Origin of the sequence: Pedobacter sp. KBW06 (assembly GCF_003852525.1) — a bacterium.
Lineage (GTDB): Bacteria > Bacteroidota > Bacteroidia > Sphingobacteriales > Sphingobacteriaceae > Pedobacter.
The window spans coordinates 675,246-687,138 of sequence record NZ_QAJL01000004.1 but is presented as its reverse complement, the minus strand read 5'-3'; the positions used below and the strand labels follow the sequence as shown (position 1 = coordinate 687,138).

The following is an 11,893-nucleotide window of genomic DNA, read 5'->3' as shown; positions in this document are numbered from 1 at the left end:
TTATCTTTGTGTTAGAAATAAGTTTTAACCTTAAAATAAAATAATATGGCTTTTGAATTACCTGCGTTACCTTACGCAACAGATGCACTAGAACCGCATATTGATAAACTTACCATGGAAATCCACCACGGTAAACATCACCAGGCATACGTTACCAACTTAAATAAAGCTTTAGAAGGCAAAGCAGAAGCTAGCCAAAGCATCGAAGAAATTGTTAAAAACATCTCTAAGTTTCCTGCAGCTGTAAGAAACAATGGTGGTGGTCACTATAATCACTCTTTATTCTGGGAAGTTCTTGCACCAAACAAAGGTGGTGAGCCTAAAGGAGAACTGGCAGAAGCAATCAATGCTGCTTTCGGATCTTTTGCAGATTTCAAAACTAAATTTGCTGAAGCTGGTGCAACCCGTTTCGGTTCAGGATGGGCCTGGTTAATCGTTACTGCTGACAATAAATTAGCGGTTACTTCTACGCCAAACCAAGACAATCCATTAATGGATATCGCTGAAGTAAAAGGTACTCCGGTATTGGGTATGGACGTATGGGAACATGCTTACTACTTAAAATATCAAAACAGACGCCCTGATTATATTTCAGCTTTCTGGAATGTAGTAAACTGGGATGCTGTTGCTGAACGCTTCAAAAAAGCATAATCCAGCAATCATAAACAAAGAAAGCCTGTNNACAGGCTTTCTTTGTTTATGGTTTTTTTGGCGATTTAAAGGCCTACCACATCTTTTCTCTTCTTCTGCTTCATTGTCTTTGGAATAATGGCCAGGATCTCTTCTTTTAAGGCATTGAGCATTCTTTTCTTGATGAAGTTCTTATGGGTGATCAGACTGATCTCCCGAACAGGTTCCGGCGACCTGAAATAGCGGACTTTACTCAGCTGTTTGTTGGTAAGTTCTGCCAAAGCCAATTCCGGTAAAAGCGTAGCTCCGTTGTTTACGTCTACCATCCGGATCAGCGTTTCCACACTTCCGGTATTATAGGTCAGGCCCTGGAGGCGGTTGTCTTTCGTGGAACGGCAGATGTTTAATACCTGCGAACGCATGCAATGTCCCTCATTTAACAGCCAGATATTTTCATCTTCCAGGTCATTGGCATCTATGGTTTTCTTTTTAAAGAGCTTACTGTTTTTACTGATATAGGTCACAAAGTTCTCGTAATACAGCGGAAGCTCTGTGATGTTGTGATCGGCAAGGGGAGTGGCCAGTATGCCGCAATCTAAAACACCTGTTTTCAGGTGGTGGATAATGTCTTCTGTGGTGTATTCCCAGATCAGTAACTTGAGGTCAGGAAATTTTTCCATCATTCCGGAGATCACCTTTGGAAGGAGGTAAGGAGCTACTGTAGGAATAATACCTACTTTTAATTCCCCTACTACGTCCTGTTGCTGACTGCTGATGATTTCTTTGATCTTCTGACTTTCCTGGAGCACCATTCTCGCCTGTTCAATCACCTGGGCACCAATCTCAGTAGGAATTACAGGCTGCTTGCTGCGGTCAAAGATTTTTACATTCAGCATTTCTTCCAGCTTCTGTACCTGCATACTTAAGGTTGGTTGGGTTACAAAGCACTTTTCTGCGGCACCAACGAAGCTTCTGTAGGTATCTACTGCGACGATGTATTCCAGTTGAACTAGGGTCATATAGTTAAAGTTTATTTACTTCTTCAAAGCTATCAATTTAAACTATGATAGTTTTAAGGTTTTTGTCACAAAAATATTATGATGTGTTTTGGATGGCAATATCTTTTTAGTTTAAAAAATATGCTAAATTGTTTGTTAATCAACTAATTATTAACTAACCGAACTGTGAACATGAAAAAAGAAAATTTTAATGAAAAACAATTATTGTCCCGAAAGGACCTGAAAAAGGTATTGGGCGGAGATCCCGGAGTAACAGACAGGGATTGTCCTGAAGGTCAGTATAAACATTATTGTCCGGGAGGATTTATTGGAGAAGATGGCGTCTATCAGCACATTAACGTCCCATTGTGTACCTATATTAATCAACCCCCTATCTGTGGAGATGGATCCGGCGGTGGGGGTGGTGGCGGTGCTGAACCGGGCACAACTACCTAAAATAAAAAATCCCTTCAACATGTTGAGGGGATTTTTATTTTATATCCGCATGCAGCGGAGAAAGAATTATTGCGCTACAGCGCGCGGTTTTCCTGTTGTTTGCTTAGGAAATCCTGATAAGCAAGCTGAATGCCTTCTTCCAGTTCTATCTGGTGCTTCCAGCCCAGGGCGTGTAATTTGGAAACATCCATTAGTTTCCTTGGTGTGCCGTCTGGCTTGCTGCTATCGAACGTCAGCCCGCCTTCAAAGCCAACTATTTTTTTAACGAGTAAGGCCAGGTCTTTTATGCTGAGGTCATGCCCGGTTCCGATATTCAGGAAGCCGCCCTCATTAAAGTTTTGCATCAGGAAGTAACAGGCTTCTGCAAGGTCATCTGCAAAAAGAAATTCCCTTAACGGAGATCCGGAACCCCAGATGCTCACTTCTGCCAACCCATTTTCTTTGGCTTCATGAAACCTGCGGATCAATGCGGGTAAAACATGTGAATTTTGTGGGTGGTAATTGTCGTTATAGCCGTATAAATTGGTCGGCATCACCGAAATGAAATTGCAGTTGTATTGCGCCCTGTAAGCATCACACATCTTGATTCCTGAAATTTTTGCAATGGCATAAGGCTCATTGGTCTCTTCCAGCAATCCTGTAAGGAGGTATTCTTCTTTTAAAGGCTGGGGAGCAAGTTTGGGATAAATACAGCTCGAGCCTAAAAACATTAATTTTTTGACCCCTGTTTTATAAGCCTGGTGGATGACATTGTTTTGGATGGAAAGGTTTTCATACAGAAAATCCGCTCTGTAGGTGTTGTTGGCAACAATGCCTCCCACTTTTGCCGCAGCTAAAAACACATATTCCGGCTTTTCGGCTTCAAAGAAATCCGTTACAGCCTGCTGATTGCGTAAATCAAGCTCAGCAGATGTCCTGGTCAGCAGATTGCTGTATCCTTCCTTAACCAGTTTCCGGTAAATTGCCGAGCCTACCATACCTCGGTGACCGGCTACATATATTTTTGCGTTCTTTTCCACTTAGAGATTCTATTATGCCTGCAAAAATACGAAATAGTTGGCATCATCTTTAAGAGACTGATTTAATTGTATTTTTGCATAAAAAATATTTTAGTAGTGGGTAAAGATAAATTAAGAAAATTTGCAGAGATAGATACTTTTTCCAATGTCTACCAGATGGAAGAAGGAAAGGTCCTGCAAGGCAAATGGGCTTCTGAGCATTTCAAAAATGAGGCACCAATCGTATTGGAACTGGCTTGTGGTAAAGGAGAATACTCCGTAAATATGGCTAAGTTTTTTCCGGAAAAGAACTTTATAGGGATCGATCTGAAAGGAAACCGCATCTGGAGAGGGGCAAGAACCGGAGTAGATGAAAATATAAGCAACCTGGCCTTTCTAAGAATTCAGATTGAAGACATTGCAGAATACTTTGGAAAAGGAGAAGTAGATGAAATCTGGATTACTTTCCCGGATCCTCAGCCGCAGGACAGCAGAGAAAAGAAAAGGCTCACTTACGACCGCTTTCTGGACATGTACAAAACCTTTTTAAAGCCGGGTGGAAAGATCAACCTGAAAACAGATAATGATGGTTTATACGCGTATACGGTAGAGAAAGTAGCTGAACTGAATTTAATCTGCCATAAAAAAACCGACCATCTGTATACTTCCGAATTCTATGATGACGTTTTAAAAATCAAAACACATTATGAGCGGATTTACCTTAAACACGATAAAAACATCAATTATATTCAGTTCTCTTTTGAATAATTAACCTATAAAAAAGGATCACCATATGGAGCAATCATTTTATGACCAGGTTTTTGAATTGGTAAGGCTGATTCCTAAAGGAAGGGTTTCTTCCTATGGGGCCATTGCCAAAAGTTTAGGTGCCGGTGGCTCTGCCCGTATGGTGGGCTATGCGATGAGCAATGCCGGAGCAGCAAATCCGCCTATTCCCGCCCACAGGGTGGTCAACAGCAGTGGATTACTCACCGGAAAATTTCATTTCAAAACACCGGAGCTGATGCAGGAATTGCTGGAAGCCGAGGGAATCGTGGTTAAAAATGATAAAGTGCAAAACTTTAAGGCGCTGCTCTGGAATCCTCTGCTGGAATTATAAACTGAGCAGCTGAATTGCATCAACAGAACTTACTTACAATTTTAATATGGGCAAATTAGTAGAAGAATTTAACGACTATCGGACCAAAATGAACGATAGGATCATGGAAACCTCGAATACCAATATCAAGCGCTTCTTCGCTTTGGATACCACGACTTATGCCGAAGGTGCCCTGAATGTGAAGACCAAAGAGATGCTGGGATTAGTGGCCTCTATGGTTTTGCGTTGCGACGATTGCATCAAGTACCACCTGGAAAAATGTTTCCATGAAGGGGTAAGTCAGGAGGAAATCAATGAGGTCTTTATGATCGCCAATCTGGTGGGTGGTTCCATCGTAATCCCTCATTACAGAAGAGCTGTAGAGTACTGGGACGAACTTAGTCTTTAAGGATATGGAAGAAGTAATCAGGTGCGGATGGTGCGGTACAGATCCGCAATACATCAAATATCATGATGAAGAATGGGGAAAGCCGGTTTATGACGACCAGACCTTGTTCGAGTTTTTGATTCTTGAAGGCGCCCAGGCAGGACTCAGCTGGATTACCATTCTCAGAAGAAGGGATGGTTACAGAGCTGCTTTTGCTGATTTCGACGTACAGAAAGTAGCCGCTTTTACGGAGGCCGATGAAGAACGTTTAATGAATGATACAGGCATCATCAGAAATCGCCTGAAAGTGAAGGCCGCCATCAATAATGCCCGGCTTTTCATCGCAATACAAAAGGAGTTTGGCACTTTTTCTGATTATATCTGGGGCTTTGTTCCCGATAGGAAGCCAATCGTAAATGTCAGGGCTTCCCTGGGAGAGGTCCCTGCCCGTACGGAAATTTCAGATGCCATCAGTAAAGACATGAAAAAACGAGGGTTTAAATTCTTCGGAACAACCATCTGCTATGCACATATGCAAGCCACAGGTATGGTGAATGACCATATTGAAGGTTGCATCAGCAAATAAATGATAACGCCATATGCTTAATGGCTATTTATGCACGGCATTATAAGCGGTAACAAAGGCCCTGATCAGCTTTCCATCAAAGCTTTCTGTGGCCTTTATTCTTTCTGCAAGATCCTCGTCATTCGTTAGCTTTTGTAACAGGAGAGTTTTGATCTGCTGGTTCTTTCCTTCGGAATTTCCGCCTTCAACAGGGAGTTCTGACATGGGACCGGTACCGATTTTTTCCAGGAAAAATGCAGTAGGCATCACTTTTCTGACAGGGGCTTCCTGACGGTTTCGGCCTCCGCCGATGCTGATTCCTCCACCCATACCAACGCCTCCAAATCCGCCGCTTCCGGCTCCGATACCAATGCTTGGGGTAAAACGACGTCTTTTAGGTTCCGGAATGTCTACGCCGGTACTTCCGCCAATGGCATAAAGGTTAACCGCACCCTGTTCCAGGATTTTAAAGAAACGGTGTTCCATTTTCTTTTTGATGACGATAGGCTTGCTGACATAAGTCTCCCCGTTCCACACAAATTCCTGAATATCGGTTGCCCTGTATTGTACAACAGATTCATCATCTTTAGTCAGGACCACGGAAGCATAATCTGTTGCCTGAATGGTTCCCCTGAGGAAATTTCCCGGCGAAATCACCACAATGTCCTGTGCTTTTAGCCCAATTGCGGCAATCAGCAGCAACAAGAGCAGTTTGAATGTTTTTACGGCAGTCATCATGCTCAAATAACGGAAATTATTTGTTGTTGTTATGGATAATGACAAACAATTATTTAAGTATTAGTACCTTTATCCGAAGCCATTGGTTGCGGCCTGAAATCTTCATTAAGTCCTCCGGTTAATGGCAGGAATCTGATGAAAAGCGGGTCAACAGCCCGGGTTAGTTTAAAATATAATACAAAAAACAAGACATACTGATGAAAAAACTTTTTCTTCTTGACGGCATGGCGCTCATCTACAGGGCGCATTTTGCATTGAGTAAAAACCCTCGGTTTACCTCCACAGGCATCAATACATCGGCTGTGATGGGTTTTGCAAACACTTTAATGGAAGTGCTTAAAAAAGAAAAACCAAGTCATATTGCGGTGGTTTTTGATACAGAAGCGCCTACAGAAAGACATACTGATTTTGAAGCTTACAAAGCCCACAGACAGGCCATGCCGGAAGACCTTTCCGCAGCCTTACCTTATGTCTTCAGGCTGATTGAAGGCTTTAACATTCCGGTCATCACCAAAGATGGATTCGAAGCCGATGACATCATTGGAACATTGGCCAAAGAGGGCGAAAAACAGGGCTTTCAGGTGTATTGTATGACCCCTGACAAGGATTTTGCACAGCTGGTATCGGAGAACATCTTTATTTATAAGCCCGCCAGGATGGGCAATGAAATGGAAATCCTGGGCGTTGCAGAAGTGCTCGCCAAATGGGAAATTGAAAATGTACTTCAGGTAATTGATATCCTTGGTTTATGGGGAGATGCAGTGGACAATATTCCTGGAATCCCCGGAATCGGAGAGAAAACAGCGAAATCACTGATCAAACAATATGGCTCGATGGAAAACATCATTGCCAATGCTCATGAACTGAAAGGAAAGCAAAGAGAGAATGTAGAAAACTTTGCCGAACAGGGAATGATCTCTAAAAAGTTAGCAACGATCATTTTGGATGTTCCGGTAGAATTTAATCCGGATACCCTGATCCTGGAAGAACCAAGCAGGGAATTATTGGAGCCGCTGTTTGCAGAACTGGAATTCAGAACAATTGGTAAACGCGTTTTTGGAGAAGGATTCAATGTAAATGAGGCCAAAGGAACAGGCTCACAACAAATCGACCTGTTTGGGAATGCAGTGGCAGAGCCTGTCAAGGCAAAAACAGCCACATTTGTAACTGCGCCATCCTTGTTTGATGAATCTGAACCCTTTAAGACGATAGAAAATATTCCACATGATTACCGCCTGGTAGATACGGCTGAGCTTTGTCAATCGCTGATTGCGCATTTAGCGCAGCAGGAAAGCATTTGCGTAGACACAGAAACAACAGGTACGGATGCCAACCTTGCCGAACTGGTGGGATTGTCTTTCAGTACAAAACCGGGAGAAGGATATTATATTCCTTTGTCGGCCAACATAGATGAAGTACAGCCGATCCTGGAAGAGTTCAGGGCCGTGTTGGAGAATGAAAATATTGCCAAGATTGGTCAGAATATCAAATATGACATCCTGATCCTGAAATGGTATGGCATCTCTGTAAAAGGAAAGTTATTTGATACGATGCTTGCCCATTACCTGATCGACCCTGATACCAGACACAATATGGACGTATTATCCGAAAATTATTTGGGCTATACTCCGGTATCCATCACCAAACTGATCGGACCAAAAGGAAAGAACCAGGGAAATATGAGGGACGTTCCGGTAGAACAGGTAGTCGACTATGCTGCGGAAGATGCGGATGTAACCTTACAGCTGGCAAACATTTTCAGGCCAATGCTGAAAGAACTAAATGCCGAAGAACTGGCCAGGGATGTAGAAAACCCATTGGTTTATGTGTTGGCAGATATCGAAAAAGAAGGTGTTAAAATTGATATAGGGACGTTGATCAACTATTCTAAAGAACTGGAAACAGACATCAGAAAGTTTGAACAGAACGTTTATGATAAATGTGGAGTGACTTTCAATCTGGCCTCACCAAAGCAATTGGGAGAAGTGCTGTTTGATAAACTTCAACTGGACCCTAAGGCAAAGAAAACCAAGACGGGACAGTACCAGACCGGAGAAGATGTATTACTGGCATTGGCACATAAAAGTGATATTGTACAGGACATCCTGGATTTCCGCCAGTTACAGAAACTGAAATCGACTTATGTTGATGCGCTTCCTTTACTGGTGAACCCTAAAACAGGAAGGGTGCATACGAGCTATAACCAGGCAGTTGCTGCAACAGGCAGGTTGAGCTCTAATAATCCGAACCTGCAAAACATTCCGATTCGCAGCGATCGCGGCAGAGAGGTGCGTAAAGCTTTTATTCCAAGAGATGAAAACCATGTATTGCTTTCTGCGGATTACTCTCAGATAGAACTTCGTATCATTGCCGACATTAGTAAGGAAGAGAATATGCTGGATGCTTTTAGTAAAGGGATCGATATTCACACGGCAACAGCTGCCAGGGTTTATGGAATTACCATTGAAGAAGTAACGCCTAACCAGAGAAGAAATGCAAAAGCAGTAAATTTTGGGATCATTTATGGTCAGTCTGCCTTCGGTCTTTCTCAGAACCTGGGGATTCCAAGAAAAGAAGCTGCAGAGATTATAGAACAGTATTTTACACAGTATCCGGGGATTAAAAGATACATGTCTGATACAATGAACTTTGCCCGTGAGAATGGCTTTGTGGAGACGATTTTAGGGAGAAGAAGGTATTTGAGGGACATTAATTCTGCGAATCAGACGGTACGTGGTTTTGCAGAGCGAAATGCGATTAATGCGCCAATACAGGGCTCAGCAGCAGATATGATTAAGGTGGCGATGATTAATATTCATAAGGACATTCAGGATCAGGGCTTGCAGTCGAAAATGACCATGCAGGTACATGATGAGTTGGTGTTCGATGTGTTAAAGACAGAGGTTGAAGCGATGAAAAAGATCATTTCACATCGGATGAAGACAGCGATCAAGACGACGGTACCTATTGAAGTGGAGATTGGAGAAGGGGTTAACTGGCTGGAAGCACACTAGGTTTCAGGATTTTTTATTCTGTTTCCTGATTGCTTATTTACCTTTTACCTTTTAATTTCTTACTTCTTTTATTTCTTACTTATACTTAAAAAATCATATATACTATTCGATTCTGGAATCTTTTGCCCTGAAGAAGGGCAAAATTTCCTAGGAATCTCTTAGCATATATGATTTTTTTTTAAATCCTGCTCCTCCTTTGGCGTTTCATAAAGGCAGGGTTTTATTTCAGGCGTTTTATTTTATTTAGGGTTTGTGCCTTAAATTCTTTAGAGGTCGATCGTTTCTCCGATTGCAGGGAGTAACAGGATTTTGTTTTCTCTTTCGAATTTGGCAATCGCTTCTTTGGTGTCAATTTCTATGACTGGGAAGGTGTTGTAATGAACCCCGATTACCTTATCACAATCAAAATATTTAGTCGCGATCAGGGCATCATCTACGTCCATTGTGTAATTTCCACCGATAGGCAGAATGGCGTAGTCCAGGTTATAAAGTTCTGCAAGGAGCTTCATTTCAATCGTTAATGAGGTATCTCCTGCGAAGTAGATGGACTTTCCGGCAGTTTCCAGGACAAAACCTGCAGGGTTTCCTCCGTAGCTTCCGTCAGGCATAGAGCTGGAATGGGCTGCCCATACCATTCTTAGTTTCCCGAAGTCGAATTTCTGTGGGCCATAATTCATGGGGTGCAGATTTGTGACCCCTTGTGTTTCTGCCCAATGTGCTACCTCCGGCATGGCGATGACCAATGCATTGGTTTGTTTTGCGATTGTTACCAGATCGGCAACATGATCGCCATGACCATGGCTTACCAGGATATAATCGGCCTCAATGCTGCTGATGTCGATATGTTTGGCAAGTGTATTTGGAGTAATAAAAGGATCGAAAAGAAACTTTTTGCCATCTGCTTCCAGTAAGAAGCAGGATTGTCCATAATAGGTATACTTCATGATGGGAAAATTAAGATTTAAAACTATTTGCCTGTTGGTCTATTGGCCGAACATTCCGCCAAGGCCACCCAGCATATCTTTTGTTGCAGCCTGCATTTCTGTTGCAGAAACGATGTCTGCCTGAGCAAGGGCTTTGTTGATGGCAGTCAGCAAAAGCTCTTCTACTTCTTCTTTGTCTGCCTGTTTGTAAAATTCTTCTTCAATCTCAATAGCCGTAATCGCTTTGTTTGCAGTAGCAGTAACGCGGATCGCACCGCCTTCTACTTCAGCAAATACGGATACTGTATCTAATCTCTTTTTTATTTCATCGGCCTTTTGTTGTGCGGCCATTAGTTTATCGAACATAATTTGTCTTTGTTACTTGTTATAAGATTAAACGAAATTAAGGCAAATTGGTTTAAAGAAATAAAATTGTTAAAAGATTTATACCCAAAAAGCCATATCCCGGGGGACATGGCTTTGATCATAAGCAGGTGAAAATGAATTATAGTCCTAAGCCGACCGTCATTGCAGTGACTGTTTTGGAGAAATCCCCGATAGCAGTGGCCGCGCCGGTATTTAGGTTAATGGTATATATTTTATTCGTGCCGCCAACGGTAAGGATGGCGTAGGCAGTGCCTGAAACACTTCCGATGTCAAACCCGTTGGTGCTTTCGGCATTTAAACCCAGGCTTCCGACTTCCACTAAAGTGCCGTCATTTGGAGGCGTTTGTTTGTAGAGCTTATCTGTTGCGTGGTCTATGTCGAATAAGGTCGTTTCAGTAGCACCAGCGAAATTATTCGTGTATGCTGCGGCACTTATAGCGGGGCTTCCTGGTTTTAGGATTCCATCTACAGATGCTACCGCACCTGTTTCAGGGTGTATCCTCAGGTTCTGTCCGGTATTGCTGACAATACGAATGCGGTCTACAGTAGGGTTGAAATCAAACCCAAAAGCAGTACCCAGTAAGGCTGTGGTTAACGTTCCCGCGCCAACCGGGGTCAGGGCTCCTGTTGCTGTGTTGATCGTATATAGACGGCTCAGGCTTCCCAGCGCGTAGATTTGTCCGTTTGCAGGTCTGAAATCAATTCCTACGATGCTTTCTGAAGGGGCCAGGCCGGTAATCGGTTTAGAGACTACAATGGCAGGACTCATCGGGTTAAAGATTAAAAAGTTGTTGGCATTGTCTACGGCATAGGCTACCGGATCTGTGGGGATCGCAATTCCTTCGATTGGGCTGGACATTGGGAATTTTCCTGCCAGGGTTGCTTTTCCTGTTTCCAGATTGATGGTGTAAATGTTGGAAAGGCCATTGGTTGTTCCTGCGGCAAGCGCTTTGCTGTTGTCCGGAGAGATGTCGAAGCTGCTGCTGCTGCCGATTTCTACACCAAGACTGCCAACTTCGATCAGTTTTCCGTCGTTTGGAGGATCCTGTTTGTATAGTTTTTTTGTAGTAATGTCAATATCAAAGAGGATTGTTGATGATGCACCAGCTTTGCTATTGGTATAAGCGGCACCAGATACAACTGCATTGCTTACCCCATTGATGTTTCCATCGGTAGCCGCAACAGCACCTGTTTCGGGATGGATTCTTAAATTTTGTCCGGTATTGGTAATTAACCTGATCCGGTCTACGGTTGGGTTAAAGTCTATGCTTGCTATTGTGCCACTGAGTGTTGGACTGAATCCTGTTCCAATTGCTCTTGCAGCACCATTTAATCGGATAACATATAGCTTGCTGGCATTGCTGACCCCATATAGTTCTCCTGTGGCAGGACGAAAATCAATACTCAGTATTTTTTCAGTTCCGGGTAATCCGGAGATGGCGACGGAAGAAATGGATTTACTAACATCCTTCGCGTTGAATTTCAGAAGGGTGTTATTGGATAAGGCATAGAACTCCTGATCGGGACCAGATAAAGGTACATCCGGATCCGGGGTATGATTTCTATCTTTTTTGCAGGCGCTAATGGTGGTGCAGAGCAGGAGGATGACCAAAAGAAGTTTTGGCAAGCGGGATCCCCGTAAGTCAAGGTTTTTCATAGGTAGGCGTTTTAGTTAGGAATTACCTTGACTTACGAAA

Annotated in this window: 13 protein-coding genes; 7 read left to right on the top strand and 6 right to left on the bottom strand. The window is 42.9% G+C overall.

The annotated features are described in order from the left end of the window. Positions 1-45: 45 nt before the first annotated feature. Positions 46-651 (top strand): superoxide dismutase, encoded by a 606-nt coding sequence (locus tag DBR43_RS25155; protein ID WP_069378387.1) that lies wholly within the window; start codon positions 46-48, stop codon positions 649-651. 65 nt (positions 652-716) lie between these two features. Here DBR43_RS25155 and DBR43_RS25150 read toward each other — a convergent pair whose 3' ends face one another. Next, positions 717-1,649, bottom strand: coding sequence for a hydrogen peroxide-inducible genes activator (locus DBR43_RS25150; protein WP_124585990.1), 933 nt, complete (start codon positions 1,647-1,649; stop codon positions 717-719). A gap of 171 nt (positions 1,650-1,820) precedes the next feature. On the opposite strand from DBR43_RS25150, the gene DBR43_RS25145 reads away from it, so the two are divergent. Continuing rightward, positions 1,821-2,084 carry a hypothetical protein gene (locus tag DBR43_RS25145; RefSeq protein WP_124585988.1) on the top strand — a complete coding sequence of 88 codons (264 nt, stop codon included), beginning with the start codon at positions 1,821-1,823 and terminating at the stop codon, positions 2,082-2,084. Between the two features lie 74 nt (positions 2,085-2,158). Here the strand turns inward: DBR43_RS25145 and DBR43_RS25140 are convergent, their stop codons facing one another. Further along, the gene (locus DBR43_RS25140) at positions 2,159-3,103 is read right to left on the bottom strand and encodes a GDP-L-fucose synthase family protein (protein ID WP_124585986.1); all 945 of its coding nucleotides are present in this window, start codon (positions 3,101-3,103) and stop codon (positions 2,159-2,161) included. Between the two features lie 96 nt (positions 3,104-3,199). On the opposite strand from DBR43_RS25140, the gene trmB reads away from it, so the two are divergent. From trmB to DBR43_RS25120, 4 genes are read left to right on the top strand one after another with little or no spacing between them, the layout of a single operon-like run. Next, positions 3,200-3,850, top strand: a complete 651-nt coding sequence (trmB, locus tag DBR43_RS25135; RefSeq protein WP_124585985.1) for a tRNA (guanosine(46)-N7)-methyltransferase TrmB — start codon at positions 3,200-3,202, stop codon at positions 3,848-3,850. Between the two features lie 25 nt (positions 3,851-3,875). After that, complete coding sequence (locus tag DBR43_RS25130) at positions 3,876-4,202, top strand: MGMT family protein (protein ID WP_124585983.1); 327 nt, start codon at positions 3,876-3,878, stop codon at positions 4,200-4,202. Positions 4,203-4,248: 46 nt separating this feature from the next. Beyond that, entirely contained in the window at positions 4,249-4,590 is a 342-nt protein-coding gene (locus DBR43_RS25125) for a carboxymuconolactone decarboxylase family protein (protein ID WP_124585981.1), read from the top strand. A 4-nt stretch (positions 4,591-4,594) separates the two neighbouring features. Continuing rightward, positions 4,595-5,155, top strand: a complete 561-nt coding sequence (locus DBR43_RS25120) for a DNA-3-methyladenine glycosylase I (protein ID WP_124585979.1) — start codon at positions 4,595-4,597, stop codon at positions 5,153-5,155. Positions 5,156-5,179: 24 nt separating this feature from the next. Here the strand turns inward: DBR43_RS25120 and DBR43_RS25115 are convergent, their stop codons facing one another. Then, positions 5,180-5,872 carry a hypothetical protein gene (locus DBR43_RS25115; RefSeq protein WP_233603203.1) on the bottom strand — a complete coding sequence of 231 codons (693 nt, stop codon included), beginning with the start codon at positions 5,870-5,872 and terminating at the stop codon, positions 5,180-5,182. Between the two features lie 197 nt (positions 5,873-6,069). On the opposite strand from DBR43_RS25115, the gene polA reads away from it, so the two are divergent. Beyond that, complete coding sequence (gene polA, locus DBR43_RS25110) at positions 6,070-8,886, top strand: DNA polymerase I (protein ID WP_124585977.1); 2,817 nt, start codon at positions 6,070-6,072, stop codon at positions 8,884-8,886. A 266-nt stretch (positions 8,887-9,152) separates the two neighbouring features. Here polA and DBR43_RS25105 read toward each other — a convergent pair whose 3' ends face one another. From DBR43_RS25105 to DBR43_RS25095, 3 genes are all read right to left on the bottom strand, one after another. Beyond that, positions 9,153-9,830: a metal-dependent hydrolase gene (locus DBR43_RS25105; RefSeq protein WP_124585975.1), complete on the bottom strand. Its 678-nt coding sequence runs from the start codon at positions 9,828-9,830 to the stop codon at positions 9,153-9,155. Positions 9,831-9,869: 39 nt separating this feature from the next. Further along, on the bottom strand, positions 9,870-10,175 hold the full coding sequence (locus DBR43_RS25100) for a YbaB/EbfC family nucleoid-associated protein (protein ID WP_124585973.1): 306 nt from the start codon (positions 10,173-10,175) through the stop codon (positions 9,870-9,872). 139 nt (positions 10,176-10,314) lie between these two features. Continuing rightward, positions 10,315-11,853, bottom strand: a complete 1,539-nt coding sequence (locus DBR43_RS25095) for a DUF4394 domain-containing protein (RefSeq protein WP_124585971.1) — start codon at positions 11,851-11,853, stop codon at positions 10,315-10,317. Positions 11,854-11,893 lie beyond the last annotated feature (40 nt).

Excerpts from the sequence above, each read along its gene's own strand:
- DBR43_RS25155 (WP_069378387.1), top strand. The coding sequence starts at position 46 with ATGGCTTTTGAATTACCTGCGTTACCTTACGCAACAGATGCACTAGAA.
- DBR43_RS25150 (WP_124585990.1), bottom strand. The coding sequence starts at position 1,649 with ATGACCCTAGTTCAACTGGAATACATCGTCGCAGTAGATACCTACAGA.
- DBR43_RS25145 (WP_124585988.1), top strand. The coding sequence starts at position 1,821 with ATGAAAAAAGAAAATTTTAATGAAAAACAATTATTGTCCCGAAAGGAC.
- DBR43_RS25130 (WP_124585983.1), top strand. The coding sequence starts at position 3,876 with ATGGAGCAATCATTTTATGACCAGGTTTTTGAATTGGTAAGGCTGATT.
- DBR43_RS25125 (WP_124585981.1), top strand. The coding sequence starts at position 4,249 with ATGGGCAAATTAGTAGAAGAATTTAACGACTATCGGACCAAAATGAAC.
- DBR43_RS25120 (WP_124585979.1), top strand. The coding sequence starts at position 4,595 with ATGGAAGAAGTAATCAGGTGCGGATGGTGCGGTACAGATCCGCAATAC.
- DBR43_RS25115 (WP_233603203.1), bottom strand. The coding sequence starts at position 5,872 with ATGATGACTGCCGTAAAAACATTCAAACTGCTCTTGTTGCTGCTGATT.
- polA (WP_124585977.1), top strand. The coding sequence starts at position 6,070 with ATGAAAAAACTTTTTCTTCTTGACGGCATGGCGCTCATCTACAGGGCG.
- DBR43_RS25105 (WP_124585975.1), bottom strand. The coding sequence starts at position 9,830 with ATGAAGTATACCTATTATGGACAATCCTGCTTCTTACTGGAAGCAGAT.
- DBR43_RS25100 (WP_124585973.1), bottom strand. The coding sequence starts at position 10,175 with ATGTTCGATAAACTAATGGCCGCACAACAAAAGGCCGATGAAATAAAA.
- DBR43_RS25095 (WP_124585971.1), bottom strand. The coding sequence starts at position 11,853 with ATGAAAAACCTTGACTTACGGGGATCCCGCTTGCCAAAACTTCTTTTG.